This window comes from Rhodococcus sp. NPDC003383, assembly GCF_053589115.1.
On sequence record NZ_JBSFRG010000008.1, the window covers coordinates 19,792 to 44,243 of the forward strand.

Consider the following 24,452-nt stretch of genomic DNA (forward strand, 5'->3'; position numbering starts at 1 on the left):
CCCGACCTCTTCGACCGACAGGACACGCCATGACCCTGGTCTCCGCGACAGAACTCGCCGACCTCCTCGCCTCGGACGAACCCGTCCGCGTCCTGGACGTCCGGTGGTCACTTGCCGAACCGGACGGCCGCGCCGCGTACGCCGCCGGGCACATCCCCGGTGCCGTCTACGTCGATCTCGAATCCGACCTCAGCGACCACACCGTGCCCGGTCGCGGCCGGCACCCGCTGCCGTCCGCCGACGCACTCGAGGCAGCGTTGCGCCGGTGGGGTGTCGACAACGGCGACACCGTCGTCGTCTACGACGACTGGAACCGCGCCGGGTCGGCCCGCGCCTGGTGGCTGCTGCGTGCCGCCGGGCTCGAGGACGTGCGCATTCTCGACGGGGGATGGGCGGCGTGGCGTGCGGCCGGAGGAGCGGAAAGCACGGAAGCGGTTCGGCCGCAGTGCGGTTCGATCACACTCGGACGCAGGGACTTCTACGCGGGCGCGCTCGCAACCCTCACCGCCTCGGAATCGGCGGACCTGGCCCGGGCCGGTGTGCTGCTCGACGCCCGCGCCCCCGAACGTTTCCGCGGCGAGGTCGAACCGATCGACCCGGTCGCCGGGCACATCCCGGGTGCGGCGAACCTGCCGTCCACGGCGCTGCTCGGGGAGGACGGCAGGTTCGCGCCCGCCGACGACCTGCGCGCGTTGTTCGCGGCGCACGGCGTCGACGGCGAACGCGGCGCCGGCACCTACTGTGGGTCCGGGGTCACCGCCGCGGTGGTCGTCGCCGCGGCCGAGGTCGCGGGCATCGATCTCGCGCTGTTCCCCGGTTCGTGGTCGCAGTGGTCGTCGGATCCGACCAACCCCGTCGAAACGGGCCCTGCGACCGCCTGAGCAACCTCCCGAACCACCGTGTGGCGGCGCCGGCCCGGTCCGACCGAAAACCGGCTCCCCATCACCCGCGGAGCCGGTCGAGGACGTACGGCCACGGGATCCGTTCCTGTTCGATCCGCAGGTTGTCGGCCCGGACCAGGTCGAAAGCCGCGCGTTCGGATTCGGTCAGGTGCTCGGGGACGTTCGAGTTCGGGGTCGGCTCGGGCACGCCCAGGTGCCGCCAGTTCTCGACGGTCACCGGGTCCATCAGCAGGCTGCGCACGTTCGGCAGGTGCCGGCGGAATCGGTCGAGGATCGCGAACCCGTGCGTATCGAGATCACCCCAATACACGACGTCCGACGCGGCGAGCCACGGCACGTCCGCGAGTTCGTGCACCGAATAACCGGCGCCGTGCAGCGCAACCGTCGACGCCAGGTCCGGCAGCGCGTGCAGGCCTTCCTTGTTCTCCAGCACGAGTGTGATCGCCGGGTGTAGCGGGAGCGCGGCGAGTTCGGCGAGCGGTGTCGCGAAGATGCGGGGCGCCGCCGGCAGCAGCGAGCGGTCGCACACCGCGACCTCGCACATGCGCGGCAGTGAGCGTACGCCCAGGTCGCGGTCGCCGCGGACTCCGTCGAGCAGTGTCTCGACCAGACCGCGGTGCCGCGACACCCATTTCGTGTCGACCCCCGGCACCGGAAGCTGACGAATGAACATCCCCGATGCGGGATGATCGGCCAGCCACCGCACCACCGCGACGAGCGTGGCGAAGTCCTGCTCCTCCAAATCCATCCAGCGGGTGTGGGTCGACGCGACCGCGGCGGCCAGCGTCGGGGTGCCGGGACCGAGTCCGGTGACGAGCCGCCGCTGCCGCATCCCGAGCAGTGCCCACTCCGAGGCGCGTCCCGCCGCGGCCGCGATCTCGGAGGCCGACGACAACACCAGTCGCACCGGAACCTGCTGGGTGCCGAAGTCGCGCCAGCGGCGGGATTCCCAGTCGACGCGCCCCGGACCGGAATACCGGTGCCACTCGCGTACCCACGCGACCGCGGCGTCGGGGTCGTCCGCCACCCGCACCTCGGACGGCGGATGCAGCGCGATCGACAGCGCATCGGACTCGGCCGCAACGGGATCGGCAATCCAGCGTGCCCGCCGGTTCCGGTACGCGGCCAGTGCCTTGGCGCTCACCGCGCCGGGTGGCACCCACTTCACTCCGTGTCCTCGGCGCCGTCACGGATCGGCAGCAACGCCAACTGCGAGTACCGCTTGTCTCGGATGCTCACCGACGCGACACCGTCGATGTAGTCGTCGAGAGTCTGCAGCAGCTTGAGCGGGGTCGCGAGCACCATGTGAAAACCGAACTGGGTGAACACATCCAGTGCGCGCCGGGTGTATGCCGGGTCGGCGCGGTCGAACGCCTCGTCGAGGATCACCGTGCCGTACCGCGGGAGTTCGTCGCCGTCCGCCGCCAGCTGATAGCGCAAGGCCGCGGCGAGACAGAAGAACACCAGCTTCTGTGCCTGCCCGCCCGACAATCCCGAACTCGAATCGTGGTAGTTCGCGTCGTTGCCCTCCGAATCGACCTCGACGCCGATGAATCCGACGTGCAGCCGGGTGTCGAGCACGAGGCGCTTCCACCGGAGGTCCGCGGGTTCGCCCGAGTCGAGGCGCTCGAGCACAGCCGCCATCTGCTCGAATCGGAGTTCGGCTTCGCCGCGATCCTCCTCCTTCCAGGACCCGCTCGTGATTCGCACCAGCTCGGCGAGGAACTCCGAGGCGGCGGGGGAGCGGCGGTCCTTCACATCGATGCGCAGGATCCGATCGGTGTCGAACGGGGAGCGGCGCAGCGACTCGTTCACCGGTTCGATGCGCGAACGGATCTCGCCGGGAGCCTTGCGGATCGCCCGCGCGAGCTCACCGATGTTCCGATGCGACTGTTCGCGCAACAGCCGGAAGAATTCGTCCTCGTAGGCGGGCAGATTGTCGGAACGCAGCCGGGCCAGGACGGCGATCGCGTCGTCGACGTATTCGGCGTCGGGACGCATCTCGGCCCGCCGCGCCTCCCATTCGGCGAGGTACGCCGTGAGAATCCGCGTGATGTGCTGTTCGGCATCGGCCGTGGCGCGCTGGGCCGCGCGCAACTCGTCGCTGATGGCCCGGCCCACTGTGCTCAGAGTGCGGTCGACGTTGTCGGCGGTGACGCGTCGTACCGAGGCGGCAAATCGCGCGCGGATCCGGGCGGCGACGACGTCCGGGACGGTGCCACCGATGTGGGTGCGCGCGTCGTCGAGGCGCTGCTGTACCGCGGCGAGTTCGTCGCGGTGCTGGTCGAGTTTGGCGCGGGCGGCGGTGTGGGCCTGCCGCGCGGCCCGGTCCTCGGCCTGGGCGCGTTCCAGTTCGGCGGTGAGGGTCGTGTACTCGGTGTTGTCCTGCATCCAGTCCTGCAGCCGGGTATCGATCGCGTCGAGTGCCCGATGGGCCGATTCGACATCGATTTCCGCCCAGGAGGATTCGCGGATCGCCGCGCCGGACTGGCGGCGTTGCTGCACATTGTCCTCGGACTGTTCGAGCGCCTTCTGCCGTCGTTCCAGACCGGCGATGTCCCCTTCGACGGTGTCGATGCGTCCGCGCAGATCGATCAGCTTGGCCTCGTTGTCGAAGCCCAGTACCCACCGGCTGCGATCGTCGATGCGGCGCCGGTCGTCCTTCTCGTGACGGTCGGGTCCGTGTTTGACCTGCCCGGCCCGGGTGACACCGCGGGAGACGCGGCGCAGATCGTCGGCGGTGTCCACGCACACGTAGTCGAACCGCTCGGCAAGATGGTGACACACCCACGCGGTGAGCGACCCGGCGCGCACATCGAGCTTGCGGACCAGGGAATTCTCGGCGGTGGCGGGCGTGTCGGGTGGCGTGGCGGCGGCGCGCACCCGCCGGTACACCAGCCGTGCGCCCAGGTGATGCGCGTCGACCGCGGCGGCCACGCGCGGATAGAACTCGTCGGGCACCAGCAGGGTCCGGCCGAATCCGCCGAGTACGCGCTCGATCGGCCCGGTCCACGCGGCATCCTCGCGACGGACCTCGAGCAGTTCGCCGGCGAAATGCAGCGCGTCCTCCCCGAGGCCGGCGGCCGAGCACACCAGCTCGCGGGCGCGCAGCAGTTCGGGGTCGAGGTTGGACCGTCGCCGCGCCAGCACCTCCCGATCTGCGACGAGTTCGCGCAGGCGTTTGCGGTGCTCGGCGAGTGTGCTCGCCACCTCGTACAGCTCGCGGCGGCGGGTGTCGGCCTGGGCGTCGAGTTCGCGGAGTTCGGTCTCGATCTGTGCCTGCAGGTGTGCGAATTCCTCGGCTGTGCTCGGCACCTGTGCCTCCCACGGCCCGAGTGATGCTTCGAACCGACTGCGCTGCTTGGTGATCCGTGCAATGTCGGTCTCCGCTGCCGCCCGTTGGGTGCGCAGCGTGGCGAGCCTGCCGTCGCCCGCGCTTTCCACCCGCACCCGAAGATCGAGGGTGCGTTCGGCAGCACGGTCGGCTTCGGCGGCGGTCTTGTCGGCAGCGGCCAGCAACAGCCCGGTCTGCGCCTTGGCTTCCTCCAGCTTGTCCTCGAGCAGGTCGACGGTCAGCGCGGCGTGGACGGCGTCGAGATGGTCGGACTCGTCCTGGAGTTCGCGCTGCGCCCGCAGTCCGCCGTTGCGGGTGGCGGCGAGATCCACGAGAGGGTCGAGGGTCTGCACCTGCCGGCGCGCATCGACGACGACTCGGTGTGCTTCCCGCAGATCGCGGAACTGGGTGGTGGCTCGCTCCGCCATCGCGAACGTGCCCGGTTCGTCGAGCATGTAGTCGCGCAGCAGCTGATCGAGGCTGTTCAGGCCTTTCGCCGACAACGTGCGGTGCAGCAGACGCTGCGCAGCTTCCGACGAGATGCCAAGCCTGGACCGGAACGCGCGGGCGAACGGCGCGTAGGTGGGATTGACCACGGCATCGGGCCACTGTTTGCGGATCGCGCGAGTGTCGATCCCCCGTGCGACGAACGGCTCGAATTCGGTCAGGTCGACGTCGATGTCGAGGATCAGATGCAGATGTGACACGTCGTTGTTCGTATTGGCGCCGCGTCGTAAGTGCATGAGCTTGACCAGCGTGACCGGAGCGGTGGTGTCGCCGGTGCGGTAGGTGAGTGCGACGGCGCTCCACGTCGCCCCGGGCCGCAGATACGACGCGGTGAGCGAATCGGTGTCGGCGGACGCCTCGCGCCGCCACGCACCGCGGATGTAGCTGACGAAGTTGCGGCCCGAGCCGGCCGCGGATTCCTGTGCGGCGGCGTTGAATCGGACATTGCCCGCGGGCATGAGCACCGTCGAGATCGCGTCGATCAGCGTGGACTTGCCCGATCCGGAAGCGCCGGTGATGAGGAAACCCTTGCGCGCCACCGGAATATCGTGGTGCCCGTGCAAGGTTCCCCAGTTCACGACCTGCACGCGTGCGAGGCGGAACTGGGTGGGGTGGATCGGCTCGCCGGTCACATCGGGCTCCCTTCGACGATGCGCCGGAACTCCGCTTCGACGGCCGCGACCTGATCCGCATCGAACAACTGCCGTAGCACCGGTGACACCTCCATGCGACCTTCCGTGGATGTCGACGCCAGCAGCGAGTACTTCTTCAGCTTCTCCCACGACGAATGCACCCGTCGCCGGAAACCGGCCGGATCGGTGCTCGTCGCCCCGCGATACATCTCCAGCTGGGCGGTGACCTCGTCGAAGTCGACGATCACCCGCTCGCCCGGTTGTGCCCGCAACAACCGGTGGCGCAGCGCCAGCACCATGGCGGTGTCCATGAACGTCAGCCGTTCGGTGCGCAGCACCGTGGGGGTCTTGTGGTCGCCGGTGTCGGCCGGACGGGTGAAGGCCAGCAGGTCGTTCTCGTCGACGACGAGGTCGAGGAACACGTCGGCGAGCCGTGAGCGCAGCACCCGTTCGTCCCGGATGATCGTCCGCCAGATCTCGGGGTGCTTCTCCGCGGTGACCAGTGGCCCCTTCAGCAGCTGCACCAGGGCACGGCGGGTTTCGAGGCCGAGCTCGCCGGTGTCGCCGGGGTAGAGCGGGATCGATTCGGTCATCAGGCGTCCTCTTGCGGGAGTGCGAACGCAGCGTCGGTCGGGTCGAACAGGTAGCGACGGATCGACGCGATCCGGACATTGCCGCGCGGTGAAGTCCACGAGATGTCCTCGGTGCCGTCCATGGGATGTCCGTGCTCTGCCGCCAGCACCAGAAGTCCGACGGCACTCGCCAGTCCCTGCGTCGCGGGATGATCCTGCAGGACGTCGCCGATCGTGGCGCGGCCACGCGCACCCAGCGTCGCAGCGACGTTCCCGGCCAGCTCGTCCAGATCGATCTCCGACTCGCGGACGATGCGGCGCAGTTCGTCGAGGTCGACCTCACCGGCCGGCTGCGATACCACCGGCTCGGCCACCAGGTCGTCGGCGGGATTGTGCAGCTGCAGTGCGGCCACCGAGTCGATGCTCATGCCGATCCGGACCAGTTCGAGGTCGAGCAGGTCGTAGGGCTTGCGGCGCCGTGCCACCTCCAATGCCTGCTGCTGAGCCGAGCGCAACAGCCGCTGCAGCCGCCGATGCTCCTCGTAGTGGCGGGACTGCACGAAATGGCGTAGCGACCGCGACAACGAGGTCATCGTTGCGTGCACCTCGCTGCCCGAGGTCTCCATCTCGGTGAGCAGCGACCTGAACCGGCGCCGCTCGGCGAGGTCGAGCAGCTGCGCGAACGACCGCTGCAGCACCACCTCGATCCATGCGTCGAGCTGGGAGGAGCGCTCCGGATCGATGATCATGTCGTAGAACCCGGTGAAGCTGCGCCCGGCGTCGGAGTTGCCGATCAGATCGACGCCCCGGAACACCTCCCCGAGGGTATCGCCGCGGTCGCCCTCGTCGTCGAGGATGCGGGCGCGCAGCTCCCGGTTGAGGGAGTCGAGCTCGGCGCGCACCCGCGCGAAGTCGCCCGGGATCTCCCCGGCGAGCGCGAGGATCTCCTTCGCCCGTTCCGCGGCGCGGGTGCCGTCCAGGACCGGGAAATCCCCGGATTCGACGGCGGCGATCTGCCGGTCCAGCGCGTCGCGTTCGGCGCGCAGCGCTGCCAACCGCGACTCGCTGCGGGGATCGGAATCGCGGGCCAGTGCCTGCAGCTGGCTGGACAGGGTCGTCAGCCGCGACTCGGTCACCGAACTGGTCGTACTCGTCAATCCGGACACGAAGGCGAGCGCGGCGAACGTCGACTCGGTCGGTTCGAGGGTTTCCTCGCGCGAGTCTGTGCTCGGCCGGCGCAGCAGGTAGCCGGCGCGCACCCAGTCCGCGCAGTAGGCCTGACCGGTGCGTGGCAGATCGAAACCTTCGTCGCGCAGTTCCTGGAGATCGGTGTCGAGCAACTCGAACAGTTCGGGGGCCGGGAGCCGCCGCGTCCCATGGTCGAAATGCCGGGCCAGCAGTGCGAGGACCACGGCGGCGTTGTCCGCCCGCAGCAGCGACCATGCCTGGTGATCGCGCTGCAAGCGGACCAGGCGATGGACATCGGCTGTGGTCACGGAACTCCCCTCGGTGTCGAGTGCAAGCCCATGCTGGCACACCGCACCGACACGGTCCGGGTGGAACTGTCGCCGATCGACCTGCCTGCACCGGCGGGCCGCCTTGCGCTCGCGTCGTGCGCTCAGTGCGGCGCTTCGGCGGGTTCGATCACCGAGATGCTGTGGGAGTGGCTGTCGGACGTGTAGACATGGTGCGTCGCGGGGTCGACGACGGGGCTGCGCGGAGCATCGCCGACCCGATGGGTCCGCACCAATTCCATTGATTCCAGGTCTATTTCGGAGACGGTGTCGCTGCTGAAGTTCGTAATGTACAGCGTCTGCCGTGCGGGGTCGATCGCCGAGTCGCCCCCGCCCTCGAAGTCGACGGGGTACGGGCCGGTGACGGTGCCGGTGGCGGGGTCGATGACCGAGATCGTCTCGTCGTACCGATTGACGACGTAGATCGTCGGACCGGCCGGGTCGAGGACGAGGTCGGGGGAACGACCGACGGTGATCTCGGTGATCACGCCGCCGGTGGCGATGTCGACGACGGCGACCTTGCCTCCGACCCAGTCGTGTTCACCGGCGATCGGAATCGGAACGTACAGACGTCCCGCGATCACGGCGAATCCCCGGGAGATCTCCGGGAACTCGTTGTCGATGCGGAAGTTCGAGGTGACGACCCTGCGGTCCGCGTCGATCACGGTGAATTCGTCCCCGGTCATCACGTACAGCGTGGGAGCCGACGGATCGGCTCGCACGGCCCACGGTTCCTTCCCGACCGGAATCGTGGCCGTGACGGCCCGGGTCCGGGTGTCGACGACGGAGACGGTGCGCAGGGCGTAATTGGCGACGTAGAGTTCGTGACGATCCGGCGCGATCGCTACCGCGCTCGCATTCGTGACGCTGGGAATCGTCGCCGCCACATCGCCGCGCGCCGGATCGACGACGTCGATCGTGCTGTCGCCACCGACACCGCGCCGCGTCACGACGTAGATCGTGTGCGTTTCCGGGTCGATCGCCATCGACCCGGGTTTCCGGTCGTCGAGCGCGATACTCGGCTCCGGTAGCGCTGCTTCATCCGCCACGGACATTCCCCCACATCGTCGAGTGAAAACGCCGGCCCCCACCGGCGCCGCCCACTCAATCACATTGGGGCGGTGGCGAACAATCGCCCGAACGATCCACACGTTTCACACGGCGCACTCACCGAGCGGCGTTGGCGGCGTCGATCAGTTGCCGAAGCCGGTCGCGATCGAACTTTTCGCCGAGGAACCCGACCATCCGGCTCAGCGGCATCGATTCGGCCATCTTCAGCACGCTCTCGTCCAGCACCGGAGCCGCGCCACCGTCGCCCGCCCCGGTGATGGATGCGAACGCCTCCATGACGAGCCCGGCCGCGACCGGGTTCGCGAGGACCTCACCGATCGACGACTCCAGCGACAGCGGCAGCTGCACCTCGTCGCCGGTCACCTCGACCGTGCACACGGCGCGGATGTCCCGGCTCGAGGCCCCCACCTCGACGGTGTAGGTGCCGCCCTCGACGACCCAGGCGTCGACGCGGGTGTCCCAGTAGGCGAGGTCGGCGCGGCGCACCGGGATCCGGACCTCCCGGGACTCGCCCGCGGCGAGGTGTACCTTCGCGAAGCCCTTCAGTTCGCGCGGCGCCCGCGTCATCGCGGAATCCGGCAGGCTCACGTAGACCTGCACGACCTCGGCGCCGTCCCGGTCACCCGTATTGGTGACGGTGACCGTGACGGTCAGGTCGCCGCCCCCGGTCCCCTCGGCACTACCGGTCACCTCGGCATTACCGGTCACCACAGCGTCGCCGTAGTCGAAGGTGGTGTAGGACAAGCCGAACCCGAACGGGTACGACACCTCGAGTTGCCGGGCGTCGTACCAGCGGTAGCCGACGTGCAGGCCCTCGCCGTACCGGACGTGGCCGTGCTCGCCGGGGAAGTTCCCGTACGCGGCGGTGTCTTCGAGCCGCACCGGCACGGTCTCGGCGAGCCGCGCCGACGGATTGACCACCCCGTAGAGCACGTCGGCGACTCCGCCGCCGCCCGCCTGTCCGAGCAGCCAGCCCTCCACGATGGCGGGTACCCGGTCCGCGAAACCGGAGAGCCGCACCACGCCACCGTTGGACAGCACGACGACGGTGTTCGGGTTCGCCACGACGACCGCGTCGAGCAGTTCGAGCTGCGAGGCGGGAAGTTCCAGGTCCTCGCGGTCGAAGCCTTCCGATTCCAGCTCGGCGGGCACCCCGAGGAACAGCATCACCGTGTCGGCGGCGGCCGCCACCGCGGTCGCCTCGGCGGTCAGTTCCGACGCCCCGGATCCCTCGGCGGAGTAGCCCGCCGCGAACGGCACCTCGACGGTCGCGAGCGCCCGGATTTCGTCGAGCGCGTTGTCCAGCCGCGTCGGGTTGATCCGCGACGACCCGGCACCCTGGTAGCGCGGGCTGCGGGCGAGTTCGCCGATCACCGCGACCTTCGCGTCCGGGGCGAGGGGCAGCAGGCCGCCCTCGTTGCGCAGCAACACCACCGACGCGGCCGCGGCTTCCCGCGCCAGCGCGTGGTGTGCGTCCGCGTCGTAGGTCGCGTCCGGCTGCGCGCCCGCGACGGCCCGGCGCACCAGGTCGACGACCCGCCCCGCGGCGGTGTCGAGGACCGCTTCGTCGAGCGTGCCCGCGCGCACCGCGGCGACGATCTCGGCGTCGGTGCGGCCACCGGTCGACGGCATCTCCAGATCCAGCCCCGCCGCCAGCGCCGCGACCCGGTCGGCGACCGCGCCCCAGTCGCTGACGACGAGGCCGTCGAATCCCCACTCGCCGCGCAGCACGTCGGTGAGCAGCCACCGGTTCTCCGACGCATACACCCCGTTGATGCGGTTGTACGAGCACATCACCGTCCACGGACGGGCGTCCTCGACGACCCGCTCGAACCCGCGCAGATAGATCTCGCGCAACGGCCGCGGATCGATGTCCGCCGACACCCGCATCCGGTCGGTCTCCTGGTTGTTCGCCGCATAGTGCTTGAGCGACGCACCGACGCCCTGCGACTGAAGGCCCCGCACCAGCGCCGCGCCCAGGACACCCGACAGCAACGGATCCTCGGAGAGATACTCGAAGTTGCGTCCGCACAACGGGGTTCGCTTGATGTTGATACCCGGCCCGAGAAGAACCCCGACCTGCGCGGCGCGGGCCTCGGTGCCCAGTGCGACCCCGACCCGCTCCAGCAGGTCCGGATCGAAGGTGCCACCCAAGGCCACCGCCGGCGGGAAGCACGTCGCGGGCTCCGCGGCGCCGAGGCCCAGATGGTCGCCGCCACCGGTCTGCTTCCGCACCCCGTGCGGACCGTCGGTCAGCATGATCGACGGGATCCCGGCGCGCTCCACGGGCTCGGTGAACCAGAAGTTCAGACCGCTCGTCAGCGACGCCTTCTCCCCCAGCGTCAGGTCGGCGACGATGTCCGCCGTCGGGCGGTCGGTCCACTCGCTCATGCTTCTCCTCGGGTCGGGCTTGTTTCGTACCGTAACGCCGGGAGTGGCCGGGATCGTGGAGGTTGCTCGCCGGGTGTTCAGCCGCGCACGTTCCGGACGTGGGATTCTGTCATTTCGGTGAGGGGATTCGAAGGGGGACCGGACATGAAGATGTCGGCGACAGTTCCTAAGGTGGTACTGCCCGTTTCCGTCAGACGGGTGGAAGCAGGGTGAGTGCAGTGGGTGTCGAGTCGAGGGAGAGCGATCCCCAGCTGAGGGATCGCGTGCAACGCCTGCTCACCTTCTTGTCCGAGCTCGTCGAAGCGCGCAGCGCGCCCGTCCGGGTCCTGGGAAAGCACCGTGCCGTGATGCCTCTCGACGAGGTGAGTCTCCGTGCGGATGCCGCAGCGGGCGACGTCGTCCTCCGCGTTCCGCGCGGTCGCCTCGAGGAGCCGCCGCCGCAACCTCCCGAGCTTTTCGCGAGGTACGTGCAGGGGGCGATCGACGACTCCAGCGTCGAACCGGTTCTCCACCCGCGGACCCCGGGGGACACCGGCGGCTTCGACACCTGGCTCGCGCAATGGCGGGCGTGGGCGGCTGCAGACCGCGAACGCCGCGCCGAGTCGCAGATCTACACGTTCCTGCAGCGCGCGATGCTCGACCTCGAAGGCCAACCGGAATCGCTGGAGCTCGTCGTCGCATCGGGATTGCTGCAGCTCTCCACTGGCGTGGCGGGGGAGCGGGTGTGCACCCACCTCATCACGCAGTCCGCCCTCGTCGAGCGCGACGCGGAGTCCGGCGACCTGTTCGTCCGGTTGAACTCCGACGCAGGTCCGTCGCTCGAGGACACCCAGCTCCTCACCGGGCTGGAGGTGTTCGACCCGTCCAGTACCCGCAACCTGCACGAATCCCTCGCCCTGCAGGTCGCGTCGCCCGTCGACCCCGCGACCCGGGCATTCTTCAAGGAGTGGGCCGATCGTGCGCTCACCGTCCGAGTCGACGTCGTCGATCGTGCCGAGGAGGCGCCGTCACCCGAGGCGTTCCTGACGCCCTCACCCGCCCTGGTGCTGCGCAAGCGCGGTGCCTATGCGCTCGTCGAGTACTACGACCGCATGATCAGGGCTGCCGCCGACGAGTCGAACCCCGTGCCGCTCGGGCTGGCGCAGCTCGTCGAGACGATCGAACCGGCCGACCGCGTCGCATGGCTCGACCGCATCGCCGCCGCAGACGGTGCTCGCGCAGCCACCCCGTCCGCCCTGCTCGCCGACGATCCGCTGTTCCCGCTGCCCGCGAACGAGGAGCAGCGCGACATCATCGACCGGTTCACCGGCGACATCGGCGTCGTGGTCGAAGGCCCGCCCGGCACCGGCAAGACCCACACCATCGCCAACCTCATGTCCGCCCTGCTGGCTCGCGGCCAGCGCGTGCTGGTCACGAGTGAGAAGGCGCAGGCACTGCGCGTGCTCCGCGGCATGCTCCCGCCCGAACTGCAGGAACTGTGCGTGTCGGTGACCGACACGGCGCGGGGCGGGTCCGAGGAGCTCACCCACAGCATCAGCGGGATCGCCACGCGCAAAGCACAATTCAACCCACGGCGCGCGGCGCAGCGCATCGGTGACCTCACCGCGCAACGCGACGAGGCACTGAACCGTCGAGCGATGCTGACGGAACAGATCCGGCAGAGCCGCGCGGAAGAGACGGTCGTCCACCCCGAGGTCCCGGCCGGCTACGGCGGGACCGTCGCGTCGATCGTCCGGCGGGTCCGGGCACAGGAAACGCGGTACGGATGGCTGCCCGGCCCGCTCCTCACCGACACCCCACCGCTGACCCCCGAGGAATTCCAGATCCTCCTCATGCTCCACCAGCGGTCGAACGTCGACCGCGCGCGGCGCCGATTCCAGGTCTTCCCGGAACTGAGCCTTCCCACCCAGCGCGAGCTGCAGTACGCGTGCAACGCGGTCGCCCAGGCACCGTCCGAGGCGACGGAGGGTCACGCGTCGGGACTTCTGTGGGTTCTCGAGGGCGCGTCACCCGAGGCGCTCGCCCGCATCAACGAACTCTGCCGGCAACTGCAGGGGGCCCTGCAGGATGCGGAACGGCTCGACCCGCGATTCCAGCGCCTCGCCGACGACGTCCTGTCCGGGCAGGCGCAGCATCTGTGGGGAAAGGCCGCCGAGTTCGCGAAACTCGTGCAGGCAGCGCAGGAGGCCGACCGGTTCGTCGGCGCCCACACGGTGGAGACACCGGTGACGGGGCAGCGTGCCTTCGAGGCCTACGACGCGCTGGCGAACAAGCTGGAAGCGGGCGACACGTGGCGCAGCGGTTTCACCCGATTCCGCAGGAGCGACGAGCAATCCGCGGTGGAGGAACTCGGTGAGCTCGCGACCGTCGACGGCGTCGCGGCCACCACCGCCCAGACGGCCCGGATCGTCGCCGAACACCTACGCGCGCTCGACGCGGTCCGGGTGGTGGGAATCGCCCTCCGCGATCTCGGTATCGACATCCCGCTCGACGAGCCGCGCAGCCGTGCCGTCGGCGCGCTGGCCTTCATCGACAGGGACCGCGTCATCGTCGCCGACCTCGTCGCCCGGGCACGGGACGTCGAGTCGGCGCTGCGGGAGATCAACCCCGGTGCGCCGCGGATCGCGAGCGTCGAACAGGCACGGTCCGTTGCGCAGTCGGCGCGGGCCATCGCCGCGGCCGGTACCGCCGAGGCGAGCAAGGCCTGGCTCGAATCGATCGGTATGTATGTGCGGGGTGAGATTTCGGGAGGTGCGTCACCCGAGGGACGCGCCCTGGCCCGGGCCTTTCACGACGCGGACCTGGACGGCATCAACGCGGCTCTGGACGCGTGGGACCGTGCGGCCGGCGAACACCGCGAGGAACTGGACCTCGTCTCCCTGCACGCGCGATTGACCGACGCCGCACCGTCCCTCGCGCACGCCATCGGGAACGATCCGTCGATACCGGAATGGCCGGCCCGCCTCGCCGACATCGAGAACGCGTGGGCGTGGCGTCGCGCCGAGGAATGGGTGCGGGACTGTCACGAGAACCGCGACGACCTGCAGCTCGACCGTGACCTCGATGAAGTCGAGCAGGACATCGCGCGGCTCACCGCCCAGCTCGCCGCAGAGAAGGCGTGGAGCACGTGCCTCGATCGCACGACCGCCGAGCAGGTCCAGGCGCTGCATTCGTACCGCGACCACGTGGCGAGCATCGGCAAGGGCACCGGCAGGTACGCCGAGCGCTATCGTGCCGCGGCACGTGAGGCCATGCAGGTCGCGCAGGGCGCGGTGCCCGCGTGGGTGATGCCGCTGCAACAGGTGCTGGCTTCGATTCCGCCGGAACAGAATTCGTTCGACGTCGTCATCGTCGACGAGGCGAGCCAGGCCGACATCAGCAGCCTGTTCCTGCTGTGGCTGGCGCCGCGTGTCATCGTGGTCGGCGACGACAAGCAGTGTGCGCCGAGTGCGGTGTCGCTGGGTGCGCTCGACGGTGTGTTCAGTCGTCTCGACTCCTACCTGCCGGACATCCCGAACTATCTGCGGGACAGTTTCACTCCGCGGTCGAGCATGTTCTCGCTGCTGCGATCGCGATTCGGGAGCGTCGTCCGGCTGCGGGAGCATTTCCGGTCCATGCCCGAGATCATCGCCTGGTCCAGCGACCAGTTCTATGCGGACGACCCGCTGGTTCCGGTGCGGCAGTTCGGGTCCGACCGGTTGCCGCCGCTGCGCACCACCTTCGTCGAAGACGGCTTCGTGACCGGGCAGAATTCGTCGCTGACGAACCGCGTCGAGGCACGTGCCCTCGTCGACACGCTCGTGCAGTGCCTCGAGGACGAGGCCTATGACGGGAAGACGTTCGGTGTGGTGGTTCTGCAGGGACAGTCGCAGGTCGACGTCATCCAGAACGAACTGCTGGACAGGCTCACCCCGGAGCAGTGGGAGGAACGCCGGCTCCGCGTCGGCACGCCCCCGGATTTCCAGGGCGACGAGCGGAACGTGGTGTTCCTGTCGATGGTCGTCGCACCCGAACAGAACATCGCGGCGATGACGCGGACCGAATACCAGCGGCGGTTCAACGTTGCCGCGTCGCGGGCGCAGGACCAGCTGTGGTTGTTCCATTCGCGGACGGTCGATACGCTGCGGCCGACGGACCTGCGGCATTCGCTGCTCTCCTACATGCAGTCGACGTCCCCGACACCCGCCGCGCCGATGCCGGAGGGCGTGACACGCGACGAGCGGCACGAGGCGTTCGGCAGCCTCTTCGAGCAGGAGGTCTTCCTCGACATCGTTGCTCGCGGATATCACGTGAACCCGCAGGTCGAGGTCAACGGCCACTTCATCGATCTGGTGGTGACCGGTTCAGCAGGCAGGCTGGCGGTCGCGTGCGACGGCGATCGTTGGCATGCCGGCCCCGACCGGCAGCGCGCCGAGCTCGAACGGGAACGTGAACTGCAACGGTCCGGGTGGAGGTTCTGGCGGATCCGCGAATCCGACTACTACTTCGATTCGGTCGCGTCGATGGCGGGCCTGTGGGGCGAGCTCGAGCGGCGGGGTATCACGCCCAACCTTGCTGAGACCCAAGTCATTCCGGCACCGGGTGTCGACTCTGCGATCACCGAGCCGATTCCGATGGTCGAGATTTCGTCCCTCGAGCTCCCCGGACTCGCTGCTTCGCCTGCGATGGCGGTGTCGGCGCGGCTCGCCGAACTGATCGTGGATGCACTCGGGAACGAGTCGCATCCGGTCGTCGAACTCGCGGGCAGGCTCGATGTGGACTGGACGATCGTGCTTGCGGTGCTGGAGGACCTCGTCGCCAAGGGTGTTGTCGACGAGATCTCCGCGCCGGGGGAGCGGACGGTATATCGCGCGGCCGGTGTAGTGCCTTCGTAGGGCGGGGTTCGCGCGCCGGCCGGACAGCCGCACAGCGATTCGAGCGCGGCCGCCCGACGATCTACGCGGGCGAGTGCGGATTCGCTCACGCTACAGTGTGGGCGGATTCCGACTCGAGTCGTGGATCGGACCGAGCCCACATGGTCACTCTGACCCCGGCTCAGGAGCGATGCGTGTGCGTATGCAGGTCGCGCAGCAGCGAGACTTCCGACAAGTGGTGGATCAGCTCGCGGTGGATGTGAAGCACCAGATCCGCCCTCGTCAGCTCCGGATACGGTTCCTTGTCGCCAACGGGGACCAGTAACCCGTCGTTGCCGAGATCCCGGACGCCGGCGAGCCACACGTCGAGCTGCGTTTCGAGCTGGTCGAGCGCGGTGGCGGCGTCGCCGGCGTACTCCCACGATTCGTACGACGCCGGTGCGGCACCGAAGTGCGCCGCGTTGCGGACGGCGAGCACCCCGACGATGACGTGGCCGAGCCGCCACGCGATCGTCGTGAACGGTGCCGGCACGGGCTCGGGGAAGGCGAAGTCGATGGTGAAGTCACCCGATCCCGCCTGAATCTGCGCCGTCGACGTGCCCCGCGGTCGCACGCTCCACGCATCGGGTACCGGGGACCAGAAGTACTCGTCGTCGGTGAGGCCATCGAGCCTGGCTCGGATCTGATGGTTCCAGTGGAATTCCCACTGCTCACGCAGCGAGTGGTTCAGGTCGAATGCGTTCATGAATCCCACTGTCCCGCATATTGCAGGACCTCCGTGCGGGATCGGCGACCCGGCGTTGTCGGTGATCCAGTGTCAGTGCCCTGGTGCCACCAGGGCGGGAACCACGAACATGCGGAGCTTGTCCCGCAGCCGGTCCAGCGAGCCGGCATCGGCGCCCAGGGCGCTGATGTAGTTCATCTCGAGCTCGGACAGCCATTCGCACAGCAGGTCCAGGTCGATGTCCGTGCGCAACTCGCCGGATTCCTGTGCCTCGGTGAGGATCGGCTCCCACAGCTCGCGGGTCAGCTCGACGGCCCTGCCGGACGTCGCGAGCAGCGTGATGGCGAGCGTGGCCTCGGCGGGAGACACGAGCAGGTGGATCATCGGATCCCGAATGCCTCGCCGGATGTTGGCGCAGAGGCCCTCCACGATCCGTTCGCCGAAGGTCGGGTACTCCCGGATGCGAGCTCGCCACGGCTCCATGTTCATGCGTGCGCGGCGGACGATCGAGGCCATGATGAGCGCTTCGCGGTCCGAGAAGTATCGGTAGAGCGTCGCCCGGGAGATGTTCGCTGCTCGGGCCACATCGGCCATGGTCGTCTTCGTGATACCGAACCGCTCGAAGCACGATTCGGCAGCGACGAGGATCGCCGCGGTGACGTCCACGGTCTCTGCATCGGTCTTCTGTGCCACGCATGAACAATACCGCCGAGTAGTCTCACTGAGACACTAGACGCCTGATGTCTCATGTGCCATCCTGAGGGCATGCAGCGTGAAGACAAGATCGAACTCACTCGGCGCTTGATCGCGCACAAGGACAACAACACCACCGACTACGCGGACGACCTGTTGCATGTGCCCTTCTCCGTGTTCAACGACCCCGAGCTGGCAAGCCTCGAACGCGACGTCGTGCGTCGGTTTCCGCACATCGTGGCGCACGTCGACGAGCTGAAGCAGCCGGGCGACTTCATCACCACCGACCTCATCGGCACGCCGTTGCTGGTGGTCAGGCAGTCCGATGGCTCCGTCAAGGCGTTCTCCAACGTGTGCCGGCACCGCGGAGCCAAGGTCGAGTTCGACGACTCGGGATGCAAGCGCATCTTCAGCTGCCCCTATCACAAGTGGGCGTACGGCCGAGACGGTTCGCTGCGCGGCCTGCCGCACGCCGAGGGCTTCGAGGGGATGGATCGCTCGCAATACGGTCTGGTGGAGTTTCCGTGCGAGGTGCGGCACGGTCTCGTCTGGGTCGTGCCGACGGTCGGGGCCGACCTGGACATCGCCCAGGTACTCGGAGACAAGCACGACGCCGAGGTCGCGGATACCGGTATCGGGGACTCGTTCCAGGTCCGCAAGGAGACCTGGAAGCTCGACATGAACTGGAAGATCGCGGTGGACGGGGTGCAGGACTCGTACCACCTGTGCCAGTTGCACACCAAGACGGTGTGCAACTACCTCGAGGGCAACATCACCGCGTTCGATCTCGTCGACCGTTCGTGGCGAATCGTGGTGGCGCGCAGGTCGATTACCGACGTACGTGATGCCGATCCGGATTCGTTCGATGTGCGCGACTACTCGCTCGCCAACTACACGATCTATCCCGGCACGATGCTCGTCACCGAGCCGAATCACTTCGAGATCTGGACGATCGTCCCCGACGTGGACGATCCCAACGTGTCGTACTGCACGATCCGGCTGCTCTCGCCGTCCGAGCCCGCCACTCCTCGTGAAAAGCGGGTCCTGGAGAAGAACTGGGAACTCCTCATGGAGACGCTCCACGCGGAGGACTGGTTCGTGACCAAGACCATCACCGACAATGTCTCGCACGGGCAGGTGGACGAACTGGTCTACGGGCGGAACGAACTTCCGGGACAGGTGTTCCACAAGATGATCATGAGCGATGCCGCCGCGATGGCGGAGGAGCGCCGGAAGAACGCCGGCGCCAAGGCATGACCCCGAGCGGCATGACCACGAGCGAACTACTCGAGTCGTCGCCCGGGCCGGGCGTGCTGCAGCTGACGCTGAATCGTCCGGAGGCGCACAACGCGATCTCCCTGTCGATGCAACGAGCACTCGATGCGGCGCTCACGCGGGCCGCAGCCGACGACACCGTCCGGGTCGTCGTGATCGCGGGGGCGGGGGATCGTGCCTTCTCTGCGGGGTACGACCTGAAGGAACTCGCCGTGCTGTCGTCGGAGGAGAACCTGGAGGCGATGCTCGAGCGCGAGGAATTGCTGTGGCGATACCTCGAATTTCCCAAACCCACGATCGCTGCAGTTCAGGGCATATCGTACGGCGGGGGAACCCTACTCGCGGCGTGCTCCGACCTGCGGGTCGGAGGCGCGTCGACGCGGTTCACGGTGACCGCCGCCAAGTACGGTGGCGCGAATCTGACGTGGATTCTCGACACGTTGATCGGAGCGGGGCAGACGCGAGATCTCCTCATGACGTCGCGCGCGGTCGCCGGCGACGAGGCCTACCGCATCGGCCTGCTCACTCGTTACGCGGGGGACGGCGACGTGCTCGAGGCCGCGTTGGAGGCGGCAGCGCAGATAGCGGCGCAACCGCCCGAGGCGATCAGGGAGATCAAATCGCTCCTGCTCGCCGGACACGGACGCGATCTGCGCAGTCGCTACGACCGCGAGAACACGGTCGCGCGCACCACCTTGCGGCCGCGCGCCGTCGGCGACATGTTCACGGAATTCTTCGGTGCCCGTGAGGAAACCGTGTGAGAGGGACATCATGGACGTTCTGAACCGTGCGAGCGCATCGATAGATATCTGGGATCCGAACTGGGATGATCCGTTCACCCCGACGGCCGAGGCCGACGACGAGTTCGCCGAACTGGTTGCCGCAGTGCGTGCGGTGCAGGAGGCTTTCACGCGATCGCGTCCCGACCCCGCGACGGCATCGGCAATGGCGGGAAAACTCCGTTCCATAGCAACGGAATTGGAGGAACACGAGGTCGGCGAGGACGACCAGATCCCGGGCCATCGATGGGATCTGGCCGGACGAGGCCAGGCCCTTGCGCCCCCGTTGCATCTCGACGAGGTGACGGAAACGACCGCTCGGGGACGGGTCACGGTCGGCCGCTTCCATTCCGGCCGCTACGCGATGAACGGCGGTGTCACGCCGCTGATCTTCGACGAGATCATGGCTCGGCTCGCGAACGGTTTCGGGCGTCCGTGGGCTCGCACGGCTTATCTCCATGTGGACTTCCGGGCGCCTGCTCCGCTCCACGTCGAACTGCGGGTGGAGGCGGAATTCGTGCGACAGGACGGTCGCAAGCGGTTCATGCGCGGAGCCATGTACCACGGCGACACACTGGTCGCAGAGGCCGAAGGCCTGTGGGTCGAGTTGAAACCCGAACAGACACTGAATATTTCCGAAAGAGGCACGGAATGAGCGGATACTCCCTCCTCGAGGGAATGCGCATCCTCGAGGTCGCGCAACTGGCACCTTCGTCGGTCGGCGGTCACCTCGCCGATCTGGGAGCCGAAGTCATCAAGATCGAGTCGGGGCCGCTGGGAGATCCGGTGCGGGTGGGCGGCAGCCGCGCGATCGGTGACGAGGACGGACCCTCGTTCATGCATCTGCGGTGGAACCGCGGGAAGAAGAGCGTGGCGCTCGATCTGCGCACCGACGAGGGAAAACGCACATTCCTGGAACTCGCCCGCACGTGCGATGCCGTCGTCGAAGGTATGCGCGGCGGCTACCTGGATTGGCTCGGCGTCGGATACGACCGACTGCGACAGGTGAATCCGAGGATCGTCTTCTGCACGGTGTCGGGCATGGGGTCGGACGGCCCGTACAGCCAACTCGGCACCGGCGGGCCGGTGTTCGACGCCTATGCGGGGCTCCGTGAGGTTCGCACGCCCGAGGAGCCGCCGATCGACGGGATCGCCGGTGGGACAACGCCACCGATGGCGATGTACGCGCTCGGTGCGTACGGCGCGATGGGCCTGCTGGCCGCGGTACACCGGGCGGGCCGCACCGGGGAGGGCTGCCGGCTCGAGGTGGCGGGAATCGACGTCGCCGCAGCGTGGATGCCCGATCTGATCGATGCCGAACTCAACAAGGACCGGTCGATCCCGCGTCCCACCTGGCTGCCGGACGGGCGCCTGCCCGACTGGCCGCGTCTCGAGGCGTACCGGACGAAGGACGGCGAAGCCATGCTGTTCGGTTCGCACGTCGAGAAGTTCTGGCGCAACTTCTGTCTCGCGGTGGACCGCCCGGATCTGCTGGAGATAGATCTCGTGAGTACCGATGCCGAGGCGTCGGCGCGCGCTGATCACGTGTACCGGGAGCTTCGGGAGATCTTCCTGCAGCGCACGCGCGACGAATGGCTCGCGCTGTTCCTCGAGCACGAGATCGCAGGTGGGCCAGTCAATTCGGTCAGCGACATGATCGCCGATCCGCACTTCGCCAGCCGTTCCAACACCTACCGCGTCGAGTACGAGGGCGTGGGTGAACTCGAATTCGTTGCGAGCCCGATCCGGGTGTCTGGGGAGGAATTCGCGCCGGCACTGCCTCCGAAGTTCGGCGCGGACACCGACGAGGTGCTCGCCGGCCTGTCGTGCCACGACGGTTCCGGCGATCCGTCCGGCAGGAGCGCGGCCGCTCGCGGTTAGGTGAGAAAATGCCCGGCAGATTCGGTTGTACCGTTTACCTACGCATGTTAGATTCGTCCCGTCCCCGGTGACCGCGCTCACACTCTCGGTGAGTGTGCATCCCGCGCCCGGGGATCTTGGACGGGTGGACAGGCTCGGCAGGAGCCGCACATTTCGACAGTCGTGAGCGAGAGCGGGCTACGCCGCCACGGCCGGCACGAGGAGACAGAATGAATCTGGCCGATCTGGTTCGATACTGGGGCAAGACTCGTCCCACCCAGCAAGCGATCGTCTTCGGGGACACTTCCCAGACCTGGGCCGAGGTGGATGCGGTCACCGACTCGCTTGCGCGGGGGCTCGCAGCCCGTGGCGTGCGCAAGGGCGATCGTGTCGCCGTGATGATGCTCAACCGTCCCGAGCTGGCACACGTCGTCCTGGCCACGCTCAAGCTCGGAGCGATCAGCGTCCCGCTCAACTTCCGGTTGGTCGGCAAGGAGTTGGCGCCGATGATCGTCGACTCGGCCCCTCGGGTCGTGATCGTCGAGAACGAGCTGGCGCCCCTGCTCGAAGTCGCGGCATCCGAAACGGATTTCGAGATCTTCGCGATCGGCGGAACCGATCATCGGCAGTACACCGAGCTGCTCGAACCCGGTGAGGCTCCCAGCGTGGAGATTCACCCCTCGGATCCGGCGTTCATCTGTTACACGTCGGGCACGACCGGGGTCCAGAAGGGCGCGCTCATCACGCACCGCAGTGCGCTCGCCCCGGGCATCGCCCAGGTGCTCAGTCACGGCATCTCCGGTCGTGACCGCGTCATGTGTTCGGCTCCGCTGGTCTACACCGGCTCCGTGTTGTCCATCTTCGCGCAACTCGTGGTGCTGCCCGGATCCACCATGGTGCTGCTCCGCGAGTTCGACCCGGCCATCGCCCTCGACACGTTCGAGCGCGAACAGATCACCGCGACCACCACCGTCCCGGTCATCTGGGAGCGCATGACGCAGCTGCCCGACTTCGGCAGGCGCAAGCTCGCGAAGTTCACGTTCGCCGGCGCGGGCGGCGCACCGATCAGCCTGGACCTGCTCGACTTCTACCAGAGCCGTGGCGTTCCGATGACGCAGGCATACGGACTGACCGAAGCATCCGGCATGGCATCGACGCTGAACTACGAGGATGCTCGAACCCGTCCGGGATTTGCCGGGCTGGCCCTGGCCGGAACGCAGCTGCGCATCGCGGGCGAGAACGGTGGATTCGCCGAGCCGCACCAGGTGGGCGAGATCCTGGTGCGCGGTGAGCACGTCATGCGGGAGTACTGGAACAAGCCGGAGGCCACGGCGGCGACGCTCGTCGACGGCTGGCTGCACACCGGCGACCTCGGCCTGCAGGACGAGGAGGGCTTCCTCAAGGTGGTCGATCGCAGCAAGGACATGCTCATCTCCGGCGGCCTGAACGTGTACCCGGCCGAGATCGAGAAGGTGCTACACGGCATCGAGGGGTTGGTCGATCTCGCCGTGATCGGCGTCAAGGACGACCGGTGGGGTGAGGTTCCCATGGTCGTCTTCCACAGCGAACGTCCGGCGGAGGAGATCGTCCGCGACATCACCTCGGTGTCGAGCGGCAACCTCGCCAAGTTCAAGCGACCGGTGCACGCGGTGGCCCTCGACGAGCCGCTGCCCCGCACCTTCTCCGGCAAGCTGGCGAAAGCTGTTCTGCGGGAGCGATTCCAGACGCCGCCGGTCGACGCCATCCCGGTGCCCAAGGATGTATCCACCGCGGACGCTGCCACGTCCCGGTCCTGAGCTCCATCCCTTCTCCGAGAGGACACGCACGTGAGCGGTACTCGCGATGTGGACATCACCGCGCTCATCGACCGTTCGTCTCTGTCGTCCCTGCAGAAGCGTGTGCTGGCGCTGTGCCTGGGTCTCGCGATCCTGGACGGCATCGACGCGCAACTCATCGGGTTCGTCATTCCGGCGATCTCCAAGGACTGGGACATCGCACCGGCATCGTTCGGCTTCGCGCTCGCGCTGAGCACAGGCGCGATGGTGGTGGGCAGTCTGTTGTTCGGCCCGCTGGCCGACCGCTACGGTCGGCGCAAGATCATCATTGCGTGCACCGTCATCTTCGCGGTGTTCACGCTGGCCACTGCGGTGGTGACCTCGATGCCGGCGCTGATCGTGCTGCGGGTGATCGCGGGCCTCGGGCTCGGTGGAGTGACACCGAATCTTGTTGCCATGGTGAGTGAATACAGCCCTGCACGGATCCGCGCGACGATGGTGACGGTGACGATCGCGGGCATGTCGCTGGGTGGGTTCATCGGTGGCTTCGGCGCTGCATTCCTCATCCCCAGGTTCGGTTGGCAGTCGCTGTTCGTCCTCGGTGGTGTGCTGCCGTTGATCCTGGTGGTCGCGGCCCTGCGATGGCTGCCGGAATCCGTGAAGTTCCTGGTGGCCCGCGGGCGCCACGAGGAGGCCGTGCAGATCGTCGGCGAGATCGCACCCGAGGCGCGTATCGACGCCGCGACCCGGTTCATCCAGGACGCGGCGGTCGCGACGAAGTCGCCGGTGGGCGCCCTGTTCCGCTCCGGCCGCGCGGCCGACACGGTCCTGCTGTGGGGCGTGTTCGTCATCAACTTCCTGGTCATCTACTTCCTGCTCAGCTGGATGCCGACCCTGTTCGGGGAGGGCGGCCGGAGTGCATCGACCGCCCTCGTGGCGGCGTCGCTGTTCAATCTCGGTGGGATGACCGGTGCGCTGACGTTCGGGCGGATCACCGACCGGATCGGCAACGGATTCGTCGTCGTGATGGCCGGCTATACCCTCGGCGCCGTGTTCACCGCAGCGGTCGCATTGCTGCTCGGCAGCGGATGGCTTCTCCTGGTGGCGGTCTTCTTCGTCGGGTTCGGCATGTCGGGAAGTTCGGCAGGCATCATCGCGATCGCGGCAACGGTGTATCCCGTCGCGGTCCGCGCAACGGGTGTCGGCTGGGCGATGGGCATCGGACGAGTCGGTTCGATCGCGGGGCCGGCGATCGGTGCGCTGCTCATCGCGGCCGGGTTGGATGCCAAGAGCATCTTCCTGCTCACGATCGTGCCGACGCTGCTGGCTGTGGTGACGCTCGGCGTCCTGGCGCTCCGAAGTCGGCGACCAGGGCGTGACGACAGCGTCGCGGCGGCCGCAACTCCAAGCTTGGTCGAAGCCGAATAGAACTGGACCACAAGGCCGTTCACCGACACCACGTTGTCGGTGAACGGCCTTGTGCTGTGTCGACGACGACGTTGCCCGCCCGACACCTTTTGCAGTGTTTAACTACAGATGTTAGATTAAGCCCGATGTGTGGTGGTGGTCA

At 68.0% G+C, this 24,452-nt stretch carries 16 protein-coding genes; 8 read left to right on the forward strand and 8 right to left on the reverse strand.

What is annotated here, in order from left to right; all coding sequences use genetic code 11:
- Positions 1-29 precede the first annotated feature (29 nt).
- Positions 30-881: a sulfurtransferase gene (locus ACWDTS_RS09655; RefSeq protein ID WP_450118038.1), complete on the forward strand. Its 852-nt coding sequence runs from the start codon at positions 30-32 to the stop codon at positions 879-881.
- A gap of 61 nt (positions 882-942) precedes the next feature.
- Here the strand turns inward: ACWDTS_RS09655 and ACWDTS_RS09660 are convergent, their stop codons facing one another.
- The 6 genes from ACWDTS_RS09660 to ACWDTS_RS09685 form a co-directional block, all read right to left on the reverse strand.
- Positions 943-2,070, reverse strand: a complete 1,128-nt coding sequence (locus ACWDTS_RS09660) for a DUF3322 domain-containing protein (protein ID WP_450118039.1) — start codon at positions 2,068-2,070, stop codon at positions 943-945.
- The gene (locus tag ACWDTS_RS09665) at positions 2,067-5,375 is read right to left on the reverse strand and encodes an ATP-binding protein (RefSeq protein ID WP_420752627.1); all 3,309 of its coding nucleotides are present in this window, start codon (positions 5,373-5,375) and stop codon (positions 2,067-2,069) included. The genes ACWDTS_RS09660 and ACWDTS_RS09665 overlap by 4 nt, the downstream gene beginning before the upstream one ends.
- The gene (locus ACWDTS_RS09670; RefSeq protein WP_197251430.1) at positions 5,372-5,968 is read right to left on the reverse strand and encodes a DUF4194 domain-containing protein; all 597 of its coding nucleotides are present in this window, start codon (positions 5,966-5,968) and stop codon (positions 5,372-5,374) included. The genes ACWDTS_RS09665 and ACWDTS_RS09670 overlap by 4 nt, the downstream gene beginning before the upstream one ends.
- Positions 5,968-7,443, reverse strand: a complete 1,476-nt coding sequence (locus ACWDTS_RS09675) for a DUF3375 domain-containing protein (protein ID WP_197251429.1) — start codon at positions 7,441-7,443, stop codon at positions 5,968-5,970. The genes ACWDTS_RS09670 and ACWDTS_RS09675 overlap by 1 nt, the downstream gene beginning before the upstream one ends.
- A 122-nt stretch (positions 7,444-7,565) precedes the next feature.
- Positions 7,566-8,510 carry a YncE family protein gene (locus ACWDTS_RS09680; protein ID WP_197251428.1) on the reverse strand — a complete coding sequence of 315 codons (945 nt, stop codon included), beginning with the start codon at positions 8,508-8,510 and terminating at the stop codon, positions 7,566-7,568.
- A 118-nt stretch (positions 8,511-8,628) separates the two neighbouring features.
- Entirely contained in the window at positions 8,629-10,923 is a 2,295-nt protein-coding gene (locus ACWDTS_RS09685) for a glycoside hydrolase family 3 C-terminal domain-containing protein (protein WP_197251427.1), read from the reverse strand.
- A gap of 218 nt (positions 10,924-11,141) precedes the next feature.
- Here ACWDTS_RS09685 and ACWDTS_RS09690 point away from each other — a divergent pair, with 218 nt between their 5' ends.
- On the forward strand, positions 11,142-15,797 hold the full coding sequence (locus ACWDTS_RS09690; RefSeq protein ID WP_450109129.1) for an AAA domain-containing protein: 4,656 nt from the start codon (positions 11,142-11,144) through the stop codon (positions 15,795-15,797).
- A 160-nt stretch (positions 15,798-15,957) separates the two neighbouring features.
- Here ACWDTS_RS09690 and ACWDTS_RS09695 read toward each other — a convergent pair whose 3' ends face one another.
- A complete protein-coding gene (locus tag ACWDTS_RS09695) occupies positions 15,958-16,521 on the reverse strand; it encodes a DinB family protein (protein ID WP_248675102.1) in 564 nt (187 codons plus the stop codon).
- Positions 16,522-16,593: 72 nt separating this feature from the next.
- Positions 16,594-17,193: a TetR/AcrR family transcriptional regulator gene (locus tag ACWDTS_RS09700; protein ID WP_450109101.1), complete on the reverse strand. Its 600-nt coding sequence runs from the start codon at positions 17,191-17,193 to the stop codon at positions 16,594-16,596.
- Between the two features lie 72 nt (positions 17,194-17,265).
- On the opposite strand from ACWDTS_RS09700, the gene ACWDTS_RS09705 reads away from it, so the two are divergent.
- From ACWDTS_RS09705 to ACWDTS_RS09730, 6 genes are all read left to right on the forward strand, one after another.
- Positions 17,266-18,450: an aromatic ring-hydroxylating oxygenase subunit alpha gene (locus ACWDTS_RS09705; protein ID WP_450109102.1), complete on the forward strand. Its 1,185-nt coding sequence runs from the start codon at positions 17,266-17,268 to the stop codon at positions 18,448-18,450.
- A gap of 11 nt (positions 18,451-18,461) precedes the next feature.
- Positions 18,462-19,229 (forward strand): enoyl-CoA hydratase/isomerase family protein, encoded by a 768-nt coding sequence (locus ACWDTS_RS09710; protein WP_450109103.1) that lies wholly within the window; start codon positions 18,462-18,464, stop codon positions 19,227-19,229.
- 10 nt (positions 19,230-19,239) lie between these two features.
- On the forward strand, positions 19,240-19,902 hold the full coding sequence (locus ACWDTS_RS09715; protein ID WP_450109104.1) for a PaaI family thioesterase: 663 nt from the start codon (positions 19,240-19,242) through the stop codon (positions 19,900-19,902).
- The gene (locus ACWDTS_RS09720; RefSeq protein ID WP_248675097.1) at positions 19,899-21,128 is read left to right on the forward strand and encodes a CaiB/BaiF CoA transferase family protein; all 1,230 of its coding nucleotides are present in this window, start codon (positions 19,899-19,901) and stop codon (positions 21,126-21,128) included. The genes ACWDTS_RS09715 and ACWDTS_RS09720 overlap by 4 nt, the downstream gene beginning before the upstream one ends.
- A 209-nt stretch (positions 21,129-21,337) precedes the next feature.
- A complete protein-coding gene (locus ACWDTS_RS09725; protein ID WP_450109105.1) occupies positions 21,338-22,903 on the forward strand; it encodes a class I adenylate-forming enzyme family protein in 1,566 nt (521 codons plus the stop codon).
- 30 nt (positions 22,904-22,933) lie between these two features.
- Positions 22,934-24,310 (forward strand): MFS transporter, encoded by a 1,377-nt coding sequence (locus tag ACWDTS_RS09730; RefSeq protein WP_420750306.1) that lies wholly within the window; start codon positions 22,934-22,936, stop codon positions 24,308-24,310.
- Positions 24,311-24,452: the final 142 nt, after the last annotated feature.

Excerpts from the sequence above, each read along its gene's own strand:
- ACWDTS_RS09710 (WP_450109103.1), top strand. The coding sequence starts at position 18,462 with ATGACCACGAGCGAACTACTCGAGTCGTCGCCCGGGCCGGGCGTGCTG.
- ACWDTS_RS09655 (WP_450118038.1), top strand. The coding sequence starts at position 30 with ATGACCCTGGTCTCCGCGACAGAACTCGCCGACCTCCTCGCCTCGGAC.
- ACWDTS_RS09695 (WP_248675102.1), bottom strand. The coding sequence starts at position 16,521 with ATGAACGCATTCGACCTGAACCACTCGCTGCGTGAGCAGTGGGAATTC.
- ACWDTS_RS09715 (WP_450109104.1), top strand. The coding sequence starts at position 19,240 with ATGGACGTTCTGAACCGTGCGAGCGCATCGATAGATATCTGGGATCCG.
- ACWDTS_RS09720 (WP_248675097.1), top strand. The coding sequence starts at position 19,899 with ATGAGCGGATACTCCCTCCTCGAGGGAATGCGCATCCTCGAGGTCGCG.
- ACWDTS_RS09685 (WP_197251427.1), bottom strand. The coding sequence starts at position 10,923 with ATGAGCGAGTGGACCGACCGCCCGACGGCGGACATCGTCGCCGACCTG.
- ACWDTS_RS09705 (WP_450109102.1), top strand. The coding sequence starts at position 17,266 with ATGCAGCGTGAAGACAAGATCGAACTCACTCGGCGCTTGATCGCGCAC.
- ACWDTS_RS09725 (WP_450109105.1), top strand. The coding sequence starts at position 21,338 with ATGAATCTGGCCGATCTGGTTCGATACTGGGGCAAGACTCGTCCCACC.
- ACWDTS_RS09670 (WP_197251430.1), bottom strand. The coding sequence starts at position 5,968 with ATGACCGAATCGATCCCGCTCTACCCCGGCGACACCGGCGAGCTCGGC.